At 64.6% G+C, this 13,884-nt stretch carries 11 protein-coding genes and 1 pseudogene; 10 read left to right on the top strand and 2 right to left on the bottom strand.

The window, feature by feature from the left end; translation table 11 throughout:
• The first annotated feature begins 23 nt into the window (after window positions 1-23).
• Entirely contained in the window at window positions 24-1,244 is a 1,221-nt protein-coding gene (locus tag G6N36_RS09640) for a cytochrome P450 (protein WP_163690572.1), read from the top strand.
• 512 nt (window positions 1,245-1,756) lie between these two features.
• Here G6N36_RS09640 and G6N36_RS09635 read toward each other — a convergent pair.
• Window positions 1,757-2,005 (bottom strand): annotated as a pseudogene (locus tag G6N36_RS09635) (amidohydrolase family protein); the annotation flags it as partial.
• A gap of 108 nt (window positions 2,006-2,113) precedes the next feature.
• Here G6N36_RS09635 and G6N36_RS09630 point away from each other — a divergent pair.
• The 7 genes from G6N36_RS09630 (at window position 2,114) to narI (ending at window position 12,288) form a co-directional block, all read left to right on the top strand.
• On the top strand, window positions 2,114-2,704 hold the full coding sequence (locus tag G6N36_RS09630; RefSeq protein ID WP_163686318.1) for a carboxymuconolactone decarboxylase family protein: 591 nt from the start codon (window positions 2,114-2,116) through the stop codon (window positions 2,702-2,704).
• Window positions 2,705-2,821: 117 nt separating this feature from the next.
• Complete coding sequence (locus G6N36_RS09625) at window positions 2,822-4,210, top strand: MFS transporter (protein ID WP_163686317.1); 1,389 nt, start codon at window positions 2,822-2,824, stop codon at window positions 4,208-4,210.
• A 162-nt stretch (window positions 4,211-4,372) separates the two neighbouring features.
• Window positions 4,373-5,599, top strand: coding sequence for a nitrate/nitrite transporter (locus tag G6N36_RS09620; protein ID WP_163686316.1), 1,227 nt, complete (start codon window positions 4,373-4,375; stop codon window positions 5,597-5,599).
• Window positions 5,596-9,282: a nitrate reductase subunit alpha gene (locus G6N36_RS09615; RefSeq protein ID WP_163686315.1), complete on the top strand. Its 3,687-nt coding sequence runs from the start codon at window positions 5,596-5,598 to the stop codon at window positions 9,280-9,282. The genes G6N36_RS09620 and G6N36_RS09615 overlap by 4 nt, the downstream gene beginning before the upstream one ends.
• Window positions 9,279-10,925: a nitrate reductase subunit beta gene (gene narH, locus G6N36_RS09610; protein ID WP_163686314.1), complete on the top strand. Its 1,647-nt coding sequence runs from the start codon at window positions 9,279-9,281 to the stop codon at window positions 10,923-10,925. The genes G6N36_RS09615 and narH overlap by 4 nt, the downstream gene beginning before the upstream one ends.
• Window positions 10,922-11,557 (top strand): nitrate reductase molybdenum cofactor assembly chaperone, encoded by a 636-nt coding sequence (narJ, locus tag G6N36_RS09605; RefSeq protein ID WP_163686313.1) that lies wholly within the window; start codon window positions 10,922-10,924, stop codon window positions 11,555-11,557. The genes narH and narJ overlap by 4 nt, the downstream gene beginning before the upstream one ends.
• 2 nt (window positions 11,558-11,559) lie before the next feature.
• Window positions 11,560-12,288 (top strand): respiratory nitrate reductase subunit gamma, encoded by a 729-nt coding sequence (gene narI, locus G6N36_RS09600; RefSeq protein ID WP_163686312.1) that lies wholly within the window; start codon window positions 11,560-11,562, stop codon window positions 12,286-12,288.
• A gap of 1 nt (window position 12,289) precedes the next feature.
• On the opposite strand, the gene G6N36_RS09595 is transcribed toward narI, so the two are convergent.
• Complete coding sequence (locus G6N36_RS09595) at window positions 12,290-12,724, bottom strand: group III truncated hemoglobin (RefSeq protein ID WP_163686311.1); 435 nt, start codon at window positions 12,722-12,724, stop codon at window positions 12,290-12,292.
• A 48-nt stretch (window positions 12,725-12,772) separates the two neighbouring features.
• On the opposite strand from G6N36_RS09595, the gene G6N36_RS09590 reads away from it, so the two are divergent.
• Both G6N36_RS09590 and G6N36_RS09585 read left to right on the top strand, forming a co-directional pair.
• Window positions 12,773-13,459 (top strand): helix-turn-helix transcriptional regulator, encoded by a 687-nt coding sequence (locus G6N36_RS09590; protein WP_163686310.1) that lies wholly within the window; start codon window positions 12,773-12,775, stop codon window positions 13,457-13,459.
• The gene (locus tag G6N36_RS09585) at window positions 13,456-13,881 is read left to right on the top strand and encodes a hypothetical protein (RefSeq protein ID WP_163686309.1); all 426 of its coding nucleotides are present in this window, start codon (window positions 13,456-13,458) and stop codon (window positions 13,879-13,881) included. The genes G6N36_RS09590 and G6N36_RS09585 overlap by 4 nt, the downstream gene beginning before the upstream one ends.
• Window positions 13,882-13,884 lie beyond the last annotated feature (3 nt).

Genomic DNA, 13,884 nt, shown 5'->3' with positions numbered 1-13,884 from the left:
AACCGGCTATGGCCACCCGGATCATGGATGAAGCCGCGAAGGTGTTCGCGACCCCGCGGGCGTACACCGACGAGACCAAGCTGCACGCCGCACTGACGCATCTGCGCGCGAACGCTCCTGTGTCATGGGTAGACGTACCGGACTACCGGCCGTTCTGGGCGATCACCAAGCACGCCGACATCATGGCGATCGAACGGGCGAACGCGTTGTTCACCAACTCGCCGCGTCCCGTGCTGACCACCGCTGCCGGCGATGATCAGCAGGCTGCAATCGGGGTCAAAACCCTGATTCATCACGATGATCCGGAGCACCGCGCCATCCGGGCCATCGGAGCCGACTGGTTCCGACCAAAAGCCATGCGTGCGCTGAAGGTGCGCATCGACGAGCTCGCCAAACGCTACGTCGACCAGATGGTGGCGGCGGGACCGGAATGCGATTTCGTCCAAGAAGTCGCGGTGAACTATCCGCTCTACGTGATCATGTCGATGCTCGGCATTCCCGAAACCGACTTTCCGCAGATGTTGAAGTACACACAGGAGCTTTTCGGAACCGACGACGAGGAGATGCAGCGTAGTTCGTCCATCGAGGAATCCATGGGCGTGCTGCTCGAGATGTTCGCCTACTTCAACGAATTGACCGCGGCCCGGCGCGCGACGCCGACCGAGGATCTGGCCTCGGCGATCGCGAACGCCACGATCGACGGTGAACCACTGTCCGACATCGACACCGTGTCCTACTACCTGATCATCGCGACCGCGGGACACGACACCACCAGCGCCGTGATCTCAGGCGGACTTCACGCGCTGATCGACCATCCACATCAGTTGCAGCGCCTACGCGCCAACATGGATCTCATGCCGTTGGCCACCGAGGAGATGATCCGCTGGGTCACGCCGGTGAAGGAGTTCATGCGTACCGCACACGAGGACACCGAGGTCCGCGGAATTCCGATCGCCGCGGGGGAGTCGGTGCTGCTGTCCTATGTCTCATCGAATCGTGACGAAGACGTCTTCGACGAACCGTTCCGATTCGACGTAGGACGCGAACCCAACAAGCACAACGCATTCGGCTACGGCGTGCACTTCTGCCTCGGTGCCGCGCTGGCCAGGATGGAGGTCAACAGCTTCTTCTCCGAGTTGATCCCCCGGCTGGACGAGATCGAGCTGACCGGAGACCCGGCGTATACCGCGACGATCTTCGTCGGCGGGCCCAAGCACCTGCCGATCCGGTACTCGCTCAAGTGAATTGAAGATGGCCGCCCCGGTAGTCGGGACGGCCATCCTCGGATTCATGTCAGATCGGGAGGGGAATCCAAATCCCGAAGAAATAAAGGCCCTACTGGTTGTAACTCGCATCCCACACCGGCTGCTCATTGAAGCCGCAGTAGTTGATGGGCGCCGGTGGTGGTCCCCACGGCTCGGGGGAGCGGTCCGTCCCAGGCCGGCGGTGGCGGTGGGCCCCAGCCCCACTGCGGAAGTCCGGCACCCCAGGGAGCGCCATTGAACCGTCCGCGCCAATAATGGTCGCTGGGGTTCCACGGAGGTCGCCAGTCGTGGTTGTCGGGCGTGCGGAAGTTTTGCCCGACGGGGCCGCCGGGTCCGCGGTTGCCGCCAGGGGGCCGCCGAATGCCGAGTGCTGCCCTGGCGGTCCGCCGCGGCCGGGCTGTGGCGGACCGCCACGGTCACCGCCTGGCTCTGGCCCTGGGCCCCCGGGGCCGCACTGGGCGTCGGGTCCAAGGCTGCACGGGGGTGCCGATGCCAGCGGCTACCAGCGCGCAACCGACCGCTGCCAGGCCGTACTCCTCTTTTGGTCTGCCCGCGACCGCATTCAAAGCCACATTCGGTATGACCACGTCGCGAAACTGCCAGGTGTCGCTGCCGTCAGCGTTGTGCACCAACCTCGGCGCCTCGTCCAGATACCTCTTCTGGAGATGATTCTTGAACATGTCCGGCGGTTCGACGATGTGATCATCAACGCTGATCAGAATCATGTCGACCTTGTTCACGGCGCTCCTATGTGGTTGCTTACCGTGTGGCCAACAGTCTAGCTGTCGCGGTCCGCGCGTTACGGTGGTTCTCTGCGCTCAACCTACGGCGATGTGAGGTGACTGGGAATGGCAAAGTCCCGAATTGCCCCTTCTGCGGCTTTCGCTTCGATCCCGGTGGACGACCTCGGTCAGGGTGACCGGATCAACTTCGGCGTGGCATCGATACTCGGCCACCGACCGGAGGTCGCGGGCGCGCTCGGCGCGTTGAAAGCGGCGCTCGTCTCCACCGGGACGCTGTCGCCGCGGCTCGTCGAACTGGTGCGATTGCGAATCGCCTTCCACAATCAGTGCCGCAGTTGCATGTCCGTGCGTTATCAGAGCGCGATCGACGACGGGCTCACCGAGGATCTGGTGTGCTCCCTCGAACGGCCCGCCGAAGCTGACCACCTGACACCGGCCGAACGCAGCGCGCTGCGCTATGCGGATCTGTTCGCCACCGACCATCTGTCGATTGACGACGCGGTATACGACGACCTGCGCAGGCACTTCACCGAATCCGAACTCGTCGAACTCGGTGTGCACTGCGCGTATGCGGTGGGGATGGGTCGACTGGCGGCGACTTGGAGTGTCACCGAGGACGTGCCGGACGCGTTCCGGACGGCGTCGGATTCGCCTCTGGCGCCGTGGGATTCCGACGGTGTCGTCGCCTCTGGCTAATTGCCGCAGGTCAGCGCGCTGAGCAGGCTGCCGCCACCATTTGCGTGTACAAACCTCAAACTATGTGGGGCGCTGGCATGATGTGCCTTTGCCAAATCATCGGCAGAGAGGCGCGAGATGAGCTCAGACACCGCGGACAGCGATCTGGTCGGCGGGATTCCGCGTCGACGTATCGTGATCGCCTCGATGATCGGTACCACCATCGAGTTCTACGACTTCTACATCTACGCCACCGCCGCGGTTTCGGTGTTCCCGCACCTGTTCTTCCCCAAGGGTGATCCGACGACGGCGCTATTGGCGTCGCTGGCCACCTTCGGTCTCGCCTTCGTGGCCCGCCCCGTGGGCTCGGTCCTCTTCGGCCATTTCGGCGACCGAGTCGGCCGCAAGGCCACCTTGGTCGCGTCGCTGCTGGTGATGGGAATCGCAACGTTCGTCATCGGATTGTTGCCGACCTATTCGCAGGTGGGCGTCATCGCTCCGACACTGCTGGCGATCATGCGCTTCTCGCAGGGCTTGGCGCTCGGCGGTGAATGGAGCGGGGCGGCGCTACTCGCCACCGAGACCGCCGAGCCCGGTAGACGGGGCTGGGCCGCGATGTGGCCGCAACTCGGAGCTCCTTTCGGATTCCTCTTGGCGAACGGGCTTTTCGTCGGCCTGCTGCTGTGGCTCGGACACAGCAATCTGAACCCAGACCCCGACGGTGCGTTCCTCACATGGGGCTGGCGGGTGCCGTTCCTGCTGAGCGCGGTGATGGTGGCCATCGGTCTGTACGTGCGATTGCGCCTGATCGAGACGCCGGTGTTCACCCGCGCTGTCGCGCGCGGTGAGAAGGTGAAAACGCCAGTGACCGAAGTGTTTCGGACGAGCTGGCGTCAGTTGATCATCGGTACCTTCGTGATGCTTGCGACGTACACCATCTTCTACATTGTGACGACGTGGGCATTGAGCTTCGGCACCGGGAAGCGGCCGCCCGACGGTAAGGGGCTCGGGTTCGCCTACGTCGACTTCCTGCAACTGCAGTTGATCGCCGTGTTGTTCTTCGCCGCGACGCTGCCGCTGTCGGGTCTCGTCTCCGACCGCTTCGGCCGTAGGCGCTCGCTTCTGGTCGTCACAGTCGGCATCATGGCGTACGGCGCGCTGTTCGCCCCGATGCTCGGATCCGGCAACACGTCCGAAACCATGATGCTGCTCTTCTTGATCATCGGAATGACGTTGATGGGCTTCACCTTCGGCCCAATGAGCGCGGTTCTACCCGAGCTGTTCCCGACGAATGTGCGCTATACGGGTTCGGGTATCTCCTACAACGTCGCCAGCATCCTCGGCGCCGCGGTGGCGCCGTTCATCGCCACGTGGCTGGCGACGTCCTACGGCGTCGGCTGGGTTGGGCTGTACCTGTTCATCGCGGCGTGCCTGAGCTTCGTCGCGATTCTGGTCATGCACGAGACCAAGGACGCCTCGCTGGACTCTGGCGCCGAACCAGACCCTGAAACAGTCATCACTCCCTAAAGCGGTCAGCAGTACGGCATTTCAGCAAATAGTCAGGGTTACCTAACTCAGCGGAGTGAAGTCGGATGGGCGGGTCGAAACCTGCATCAATGACGCCGCTTTTACCGCAATAGTTTCCGCAAAAGCCGCACTCCATTCGCGGTCTGATGGTTGTCTGGGGATGTGAGCACGGCGGCTACGCCGGACACCGGCACCGGCAGAACTGTCAATCTGGTGCTGGCTACTTGGGTCTCGGCGATCAATTTCTGGGCCTGGAACATGATCGGGCCCCTTTCCACCACCTATGCGGGCGACCTGTCGTTGAGCAGTACCGAGGCGTCGATGCTCGTTGCGACGCCGATCCTCGTCGGGTCGCTGGGCCGCATCGTCATCGGGTCGCTCACCGATAGGTTCGGCGGCCGCACGATGTTCATCGCGGTGTCCGTCGCGTCGATCGTGCCCGTGCTCGCCGTGGGCGCCGCCGGGGCGGCGGGGTCCTACCCGTTGCTGCTCGTCTGCGGCTTCTTTCTGGGTATCGCCGGAACGATATTCGCCGTCGGTATCCCGTTCGCGAACAGCTGGTTCGAGGCCTCGCGACGCGGTTTCGCCACCGGTGTCTTCGGGATGGGAATGGTTGGCACCGCGCTTTCGGCGTTCTTCACGCCGCGATTTGTACGGTGGTTCGGTCTTCTCACCACCCACGTGATCGTCGCGATCGCGCTCGCGCTGACCGCGGCGGCATGCGTCCTGGTGATGCGGAACTCGCCGAGTTTCACGCCAAGCACCGGAGCTGTGCTGCCCAAGCTGGTCGCCGCAGCGAAGCTCCCTGTCACGTGGGAGATGTCGTTCCTCTATGCGGTGGTGTTCGGCGGCTTCGTCGCATTCAGCAACTATCTACCCACCTACATCAAGACGATCTATGGGTTCTCGGCGGTCGACGCGGGCGCGCGCACGGCTGGGTTCGCGTTGGCGGCTGTGCTGGCCCGGCCGATCGGTGGAGCGTTGGCGGACCGGGTCGCTCCCAAGTACGTGGTGTTGATGTCGTTTGCGGGGACTGCGGCGATGGCGTTGGTCGCGGTGTTTCAGCCGCCCGCGGACATGTGGTCCGCGGCGACGTTCATCACGCTGGCGATCTTCCTCGGCATCGGCACCGGTGGCGTCTTCGCATGGGTGGCACGTCGGGCACCGGCGCAGTCGGTGGGTGCGGTCACCGGAATCGTCGCCGCGGCAGGCGGCCTCGGCGGCTACTTCCCACCGCTGGTGATGGGTGCGACGTACGACGCGTCCGACAACGATTACACCGTCGGTCTGCTGCTGTTGGTGGCCACCGCACTGTTCGCCCTCGGCTACACCGCACTGCGACTGCACGCGCACGAACCGCAGGCTCAACCCAGTAAGGGCGGTACATGACGACGACACCGCGCACCGGCGGCCCGATCGAGGAACTGCTCGGACGCAGCGGCCGGTTCTTCACCCCCGGCGAGTTCTCCGACGATCTGCGCACCGTCACGCGGCGCGGCGGCCGCGACGGCGACGCCTTCTACCGCGACCGCTGGAGCCACGACAAAGTGGTGCGCTCCACACACGGCGTGAACTGCACCGGCTCGTGCTCGTGGAAGATCTACGTCAAGGACGGCATCATCACCTGGGAGACCCAGGAAACCGACTATCCCTCGGTGGGGTCCGACCGCCCCGAGTATGAACCTCGCGGCTGTCCGCGTGGGGCGGCGTTCTCCTGGTACACCTACTCGCCGACGCGTGTGCGCTATCCCTATGCGCGTGGCGTGCTGGTTGAGATGTACCGCGAAGCCAAAGCGCGACTCGGTGATCCGGTGCTGGCGTGGGCGGACATTCAAGCCGATCCGGAGCGACGCCACCGATATCAGCGGGCCCGCGGGAAGGGCGGGCTGGTGCGGGTGACGTGGACCGAAGCGACGGAGATGATCGCCGCCGCCCACGTTCACACGATCAAGACCTACGGCCCCGACCGGGTCGCAGGCTTCTCGCCCATTCCTGCCATGTCAATGGTCAGTCACGCCGCAGGGTCTCGGTTCGTCGAGCTGATCGGTGGAGCGATGACCTCGTTCTACGACTGGTACGCCGATCTGCCGGTGGCGTCACCGCAGGTGTTCGGCGATCAGACCGATGTACCGGAGTCCGGAGATTGGTGGGATGCCGCTTATTTGATGATGTGGGGCTCCAACGTCCCCGTCACTCGCACCCCGGATGCGCACTGGATGGCCGAGGTGCGCTACCGCGGCACCAAGGTTGTCAGTGTCAGCCCGGACTACGCGGACAACACCAAGTTCGCCGACGAGTGGATGCCGTGTGCGGCGGGCACCGATGGCGCCCTCGCGATGGCGATGGGTCACGTGATCCTCACCGAATGCTTTGTCCGTCGCCGGGTTCCGTACTTCGTCGACTACGCGCGCAAGTTCACCGACCTGCCCTTCCTGATCAAGCTGGAGGAGCGAAACGGCGCCTTGGTGCCCGGAAAGAACCTCACCGCCGCCGATCTCGGACAGGATGTCGAGAACTCCGCGTTCAAACCCGCCCTGCTGGACGGGGCCACCGGAACCGTCGCGGTGCCGCAGGGGTCGTTGGGTTTCCGCTTCGGCGACGGCGGAGTCGGCCAGTGGAACCTCGATCTCGAGGCTCTCGTCCCCGCGCTGACGGTGGCGACCGAGGACGGTGAGGTCGCCGCGATCCGGTTACCTAGCTTCGACACCGTCGACGGTCACGGTGCGACGCTCGAGCGCGGAGTTCCGGTGCGCCGTGTCGGGGATCACCTGGTGTGCACGGTGTTCGACCTGATGCTCGCGCAGTACGGGGTAGCTCGGCCCGGCCTTCCGGGGGACTGGCCCAGTGGCTACGACGACGCCGAGCATCCCTACACGCCGGCCTGGCAGGAATCGATCACCGGAGTCGCTGCCGCCCAGGCCATCCGGGTGGCGAAGGAGTTAGCCAACAACGCCGAGGACACCAATGGTCGGTCGATGATCATCATGGGCGCGGGCATCTGCCAGTGGTTCCACGGCGACGCCACGTACCGTGCGGTGCTGGCGCTGCTGCTGCTCACCGGGTCGATCGGCCGAAACGGAGGCGGCTGGGCGCATTACGTCGGACAGGAGAAGTGCCGGCCGATCACCGGATGGGCGACGCTGGCGATGGGCACGGACTGGTCGCGTCCGCCGCGACAAATGGCCGGCACGTCGTACTGGTATGCCCACACCGATCAGTGGCGCTACGACGGATATCGCGCCGATGCGTTGGCGAGCCCGCTGGGCCGGGGCCGGTTCGCGGGCAAGCACACCATGGATGTTTTGGCCTCGGCCACCGCGATGGGATGGAGCCCGTTCTTTCCGCAGTTCGACCGGTCCAGCCTGGATGTCGCCGACGATGCGCGGGCCGCCGGGCGCGACGCCTCAGATATCCCGAACTACGTCGCCGAGCAATTGGCAAGCGGCGCCTTGAAACTGGCGGTCACCGATCCGGACAATCCGGCGAACTGGCCACGGGTGCTCAATGTTTGGCGGGCCAATCTGCTCGGCTCGTCGAGCAAGGGTAACGAGTACTTTTTGCGCCATCTGCTCGGCACCACCTCCAATGTGCAGGGCCAGCCGGCCGATGTGCGTGCGCGGGACATCGTCTACACCGACGAGATCCCGGAAGGAAAGCTCGACCTGCTGATGTCGATCGACTTCCGGATGACGTCGACGACGTTGCTTTCCGATGTGGTGTTGCCCGCCGCCACCTGGTACGAGAAGGCGGACCTGTCCAGCACCGACATGCATCCGTACATCCACGCCTTCAGCCCGGCCATCGACCCGCCGTGGGAAACGCGTTCGGACTACGAGGCATTCGGTGCGATCGCCAGGACGTTCAGCGCACTGTCTGTCAAACACCTCGGCACGCGCACCGACGTGGTTCTCGGCACGTTGCAGCACGACACCCCCGGAGCGATGGCCTACCCCGGTGGCACGGAACATGACTGGCGCGTCACTGGCGAGACGCCAATACCCGGCAAGACCATGGGCCCCATCGCGGTGGTGGAACGCGATTACGCCGCGATCGGCGAGAAATGGGTGACGCTGGGTCCGCTCGTCGAGACCCTCGGCGTCACCACCAAGGGCATCACCACCCATCCGGCCACCGAAGTCGGTGAGCTCGCCGCCAAGTTCGGTGTAATGGATTCCGGTGCGGCCCAGGGGCGTCCGGCCATGACGTCAGCGGAGCGGATGGCCGACGTGATCCTCGCGTTGTCGGGCACGTCCAACGGAAGGCTCGCGGTCGAGGGCTTCCGGCAGCTGGAGCTACGGACCGGCCGCAAGTTGGTGCATCTCGCCGAGGGCAGCGAGGAACGCCGCATCACCTACGCCGACACCCAGGCGCGGCCGGTGCCGGTGATCACCAGCCCGGAGTGGTCGGGCAGCGAGACCGGCGGCCGCCGCTATGCACCGTTCACGGTGAACATCGAAGAACTCAAGCCGTTCCACACCTTGACCGGCCGCATGCACTTCTACGTCGACCATGACTGGCTCGAGGAATTGGGCGAGCAACTGCCGACGTACCGGCCGCCGCTGGACATGTCGCGGTTGTTCGGTGAACCCGCGGTGGGGACCGGCGACGGCATCGGGCTGACGGTGCGATACCTGACCCCGCATTCGAAGTGGTCCATCCATTCCGAATACCAGGACAACCTGTTCATGCTGTCACTGTCCCGGGGCGGTCCGGTGATGTGGATGAGTCCGGCCGACGCTGCGAAAATCCATGTTCGCGACAATGATTGGGTCGAGGCCGTCAATCGTAACGGCGTGGTGGTGTGCCGCGTGGCCGTCAGTCACCGGATGCCCGACGGTGTGGTGTTCGTGTATCACGCGATGGAACGCACCATCGACGTGCCGCTGACCGAGACCACCGGAACCCGCGGCGGCATCCACAATTCGCTGACCCGGCTGCTGATCAAACCGAGCCATCTCGCCGGCGGCTACGCGCAGCATTCGTTCGCGTTCAACTACCTCGGCCCTACCGGAAACCAACGTGACGAGGTGACGGTGGTACGCCGTCGCTCCCAGGAGGTGAGCTACCAGTGAAAGTCATGGCGCAGATGGCGATGGTGATGAACCTCGACAAATGCATCGGTTGCCATACCTGCTCGGTGACCTGCAAACAGGCCTGGACGAACCGGTCGGGTACCGAGTACGTGTGGTTCAACAACGTCGAAACCCGTCCCGGCCAGGGCTATCCGCGCACCTACGAAGATCAGGAGCGCTGGCGCGGGGGCTGGCGTCTGGACCGTCGAGGCCGGCTGAGACTGCGCGACGGCGGCCGGCTGTCCAAGCTGGCCCGGATCTTCGCCAACCCCAAGCTGCCGTCCATCGACGACTACTACGAGCCCTGGACCTACGACTACGACAACCTAATTTCGGCACCGCTCGGGGACCAGATGCCGGTCGCGCCGCCGCGCAGCCTCATCAGTGGCAAGCCGATGAAGGTGTCGTGGTCGGCCAACTGGGACGACGATCTCGCCGGGTCACCCGAAATCGTGCCGGGCGACCCGATTCTCGCGAAGGTCAGTGACGAGATAAAGCTGCAGCTGGAACAGACGTTCATGTTTTATCTGCCGCGGATCTGTGAGCACTGCCTGAACCCGTCGTGTGTGGCGTCGTGCCCGTCGGGCGCGATGTACAAGCGCAGCGAGGACGGCATCGTGCTCGTCGACCAGGACCGCTGTCGCGGCTGGCGGATGTGCGTGTCCGGGTGCCCCTATAAGAAGGTGTATTTCAACCACAAGACCGGCAAGGCCGAGAAGTGCACGCTGTGTTATCCGCGCATCGAGGTCGGTCTGCCCACCGTGTGCTCCGAAACGTGTGTGGGCCGGCTGCGCTATCTAGGTCTGGTGCTCTACGACGTCGACCGCGTCTTGGAGGCCGCGTCGGTCGAGGACGAGAAGGATCTGTACGAAGCGCAACGGCAGATCCTGCTCGACCCCTCCGATCCCCAGGTGATCGCGGGCGCGCGCGCCGAGGGAATCTCAGACGAGTGGATCGAGGCCGCGCAACGGTCTCCGATCTATGCGCTGATCCAGACGTATCAGGTTGCGCTGCCGCTGCATCCGGAGTTCCGGACGGTGCCGATGGTGTGGTACATCCCGCCCCTGTCGCCGATCGTGGACGCGGTCAGCCGCGACGGGCACGACGGGGAGGACGTCGGCAACCTGTTCGGTGCGCTGGACGCGTTGCGCATACCGATGGAATACCTCGCCGGACTGTTCACGGCCGGCGACACCGCCGTTGTGGAAAAGGTGTTGCGTCGGTTGGCGGCGATGCGTTCATACATGCGTGACATCAACCTCGGCCGTGAGACCCAGCCGCACATTCCAGAGTCCGTCGGGATGACCGAAGAGCAGATCTATGAGCTGTACCGCTTGTTGGCATTGGCGAAATACGAAGACCGGTATGTGATTCCGACCGCCTACGTCGCCGAGGGACCACATCTCGAGGAGGCTGGCTGTTCGTTGTCGTTCGAGGGTGGGCCGGGAATGTACGAATCGGGCCCGTTCGGTGAAGCCAGTGGCGGCCCGGTGCCGGTTGCGGTGGAAACTTTTCACGCGCTGAAACAACGCCAGACCCACGAGGGGATGGCCGCCAATGCCGAGCGCCCATCGCGGGTGAACCTGCTTAACTGGGACGGCAGGGGAGTGCCTTCGGACATGTTCCCGGGCGGTAAGTCATGAGACGGAAGAAGCAGCCACTTCAGGACCGCCTGGTGTGGCAGGCGGCGTCACTGCTGCTGGCGTACCCCGATGACGGACAGGGGCCCAGGCTCGACACCGTTGACCGACTGCTGGAGTGCATCACCGGACCGGCGGCCGCACTGCTGGGTCGAACCGTTGCGGCACTGCGCGCACGGGACACGATGGCCGCAGCGGCGGACTACGTCGAAACCTTTGATCTGCGGCGTCGCTCGACGATGCTGTTGACCTACTGGACCGCGGGGGACACCCGCAACCGCGGCGCACAGATGCTGGTCTTTGCACAGGCCTATCGGGACGCCGGTGTCCAACCGCCGAAAGGTGAAGCCCCGGATCACCTTCCGGTCGTCTTGGAATTCGCCGCCGCCGTCGACCCGGTGGCGGGCCGACGCCTGCTTGCCGATCACCGAGTACCGATCGACGTGTTGCGCCAGGCCTTGCTCGATGCCGACTCGCTGTTCGCGCCCGTCGTCACGGCCGTGACCGCGACATTGCCGGCCGCAGGGGAGCAGGATGCCCGACGACTGATGAATTCCGGGCCACCGGCGGAAGCCGTTGGTCTCCAACCCTTTCAGCTGACCGTGCCGCCGCGACTGGCAAAAGGCGGGCGTTGACGATGTCAGGTTGGGAGATCTTCTGGGACGTCGTGCCGTACGTGACGCTCGCGATCGTCATCATCGGCACCTGGTGGCGCTACCGCTACGACAAGTTCGGCTGGACCACCCGCTCGTCGCAGCTCTATGAGTCGCGGCTGCTGCGCATCGGTAGCCCGCTGTTCCACTTCGGCATACTGGTCGTCATCGTCGGGCACGTCATCGGATTGGTGATTCCGGAGTCTTGGACCCGGATGGTCATGAGCGACCACGTCTATCACCTACAGGCGGGGATTCTCGGCGGGATCGCCGGGGTCGCCACTCTGACCGGTATCGCGCTGCTTGTCTATCGGCGCCGGACCAAGGGGCCGGTATTCTTGGCGACCACCGTCAACGACAAAATGATGTACCTCGTGCTGGTGCTGGCGATCATCGCCGGGCTCAGCTGCACGCTAATCGGTATCACTCCTGAAGGGACGGAGCACGACTATCGGGAAACGGTGTCACCGTGGTTCCGCTCGATCTGGGTGTTCCAGCCGCGCGGCGATCTCATGGTGCAGGCGCCGCTGTACTTTCACATCCACGTGATGATCGGGCTCGTGCTGTTCTGTATGTGGCCGTTCACCCGACTGGTGCACGTGTTCAGCGCGCCCATCGGCTATCTGTTCCGGCCCTACATCGTGTACCGCAGCCGGGAGGTGTCGGCCGGTAAGGAATTGATCGGGTCGCATCCGCCGCGCCGTGGCTGGTGACTCAGCCCAGGCCCGATGTCGCGGGCGCAGGCGCTCCGGCCGCCAGCGCGTCGAGCTCACGGGCGTCGGAACCTCTGAGCCTGCGGTGCATCGCTTTGGCAATTCTGCCTGCCTGAAGCTTTGCGCGGTCGGCAGCGGGGCCGTCGTACATGTCGTCGACAGTCGCCTCCCAGAGCGTCAGCCAGCGTGCGAAATGCTTGGCGTACAAGGGATGCCGTAGATCGAGTTGGCGGTGAACCACCAGGGCATTGCCGCGGTAGAGCCCAGCACGGAACAGCACGGTCTCCCAGAAGTCGCACATTACCGGAAGGTGTGACTCGAGCCCTTGCGCGCGCAACTCGCTGAAGGGTTCGGCAAGAACGTCGTCTGCGAACACCTGACCGTAGAAGCGCCGCAACAGCACTTCGACGTCGTCGCGGTTGGCCAAATCGCTCATGGTGACCCCTCTTGGTTTTTACAAGAGCACTTGTATAAACTCTAGCGTATGTCGAGGGCGCCGACAGTGAGCTCCGTGTCACAGCCGTCTGGCCGTCGCGAAGACGTGCTGGCGGCGCTGCGAGATGCGGCAGGCGCGATGACGATCGTCGACATCGCGGAACAGCTGGAGGTGCATCCGAATACCGTTCGCTTCCACCTCGAAGCCCTGGTCGCCAACGGTAGGGCCGAGCGTCTCGAACCTGACCACGGGCGGCAGGGCCGGCCACCGCAGATGTATCGCGCGGTCGCGGGAATGGATCCCGGCGGTTCGCGGCGTTATCGCATGCTCGCCGAAATCCTCACCATCGCCCTGGCCGGAGATCCGGAGGCGAGCGTCAAGGCGCTCGCTGCCGGACGAGCGTGGGCGGCCCGGATGACCCGACCGACCCGCACGAAGCCGGGCGTTCGCGCATCGGTCAATCGGCTGATCGGTCTGCTCGACGACCTCGGGTTCGCACCACAGCGGCGCGACGGACCAGGTGAAGTCCGAGGCGAAGTTCAAGTCGGACTGCGTCATTGCCCGTTTCTCGAACTGGCCGACGAGGCACGGTCGGTCGTCTGCCCGGTCCACCTGGGTCTGATGCAGGGCGCGATGACGATGTGGCACGCGCCCGTCGCCGTGGATCGGCTGGAGCCCTTCGTTGAGCCAGGGCTGTGTCTGGCCCACCTCACCCTCGACAAGGAGGCGTCATGAGCACGGGTCCGGCTGTCGCGATCGCATTGACGTTCATCTGGCTCGGCATGGTGCTGGCCATCTCGTTTCTCGAGGCGCCCCTGAAGTTCCGGGCACCCGGCGTCACGCTGCAGATCGGTTTGGGCATCGGCCGGTTGGTGTTCCGCGCGCTCAATAGCGCCGAAATGCTGGTCGCCTTCGGGATCGCGGTCGCACTGTGGTTCAGCCATCCGCCCACCGGCATCATCGCGGCGTTTGCGATCGCATTCGTCGCCCTGATCGCCCAACTTGTCGGTGTGCGACCGCGATTGACGCGTCGCTCCGATGCCGTGCTGGCCGGCACCAACGGCCCGCGCTCCCATGCCCACTATGTGTACGTGGCGCTGGAAGCGATCAAGGTCGTTGCACTGTTCGCAGGCGGAATTCTGCTGCTGTCAAGCTGAACC

Source organism: Mycolicibacterium gadium, assembly GCF_010728925.1.
Taxonomy (GTDB): Bacteria; Actinomycetota; Actinomycetes; order Mycobacteriales; family Mycobacteriaceae; genus Mycobacterium; species Mycobacterium gadium.
This window is presented reverse-complemented; position numbering and strand designations above follow the sequence as displayed.

Excerpts from the sequence above, each read along its gene's own strand:
- G6N36_RS09640 (WP_163690572.1), top strand. The coding sequence starts at position 24 with ATGGATGAAGCCGCGAAGGTGTTCGCGACCCCGCGGGCGTACACCGAC.
- G6N36_RS09630 (WP_163686318.1), top strand. The coding sequence starts at position 2,114 with ATGGCAAAGTCCCGAATTGCCCCTTCTGCGGCTTTCGCTTCGATCCCG.
- G6N36_RS09625 (WP_163686317.1), top strand. The coding sequence starts at position 2,822 with ATGAGCTCAGACACCGCGGACAGCGATCTGGTCGGCGGGATTCCGCGT.
- G6N36_RS09615 (WP_163686315.1), top strand. The coding sequence starts at position 5,596 with ATGACGACGACACCGCGCACCGGCGGCCCGATCGAGGAACTGCTCGGA.
- narJ (WP_163686313.1), top strand. The coding sequence starts at position 10,922 with ATGAGACGGAAGAAGCAGCCACTTCAGGACCGCCTGGTGTGGCAGGCG.
- narI (WP_163686312.1), top strand. The coding sequence starts at position 11,560 with ATGTCAGGTTGGGAGATCTTCTGGGACGTCGTGCCGTACGTGACGCTC.
- G6N36_RS09595 (WP_163686311.1), bottom strand. The coding sequence starts at position 12,724 with ATGAGCGATTTGGCCAACCGCGACGACGTCGAAGTGCTGTTGCGGCGC.
- G6N36_RS09590 (WP_163686310.1), top strand. The coding sequence starts at position 12,773 with ATGTCGAGGGCGCCGACAGTGAGCTCCGTGTCACAGCCGTCTGGCCGT.
- G6N36_RS09585 (WP_163686309.1), top strand. The coding sequence starts at position 13,456 with ATGAGCACGGGTCCGGCTGTCGCGATCGCATTGACGTTCATCTGGCTC.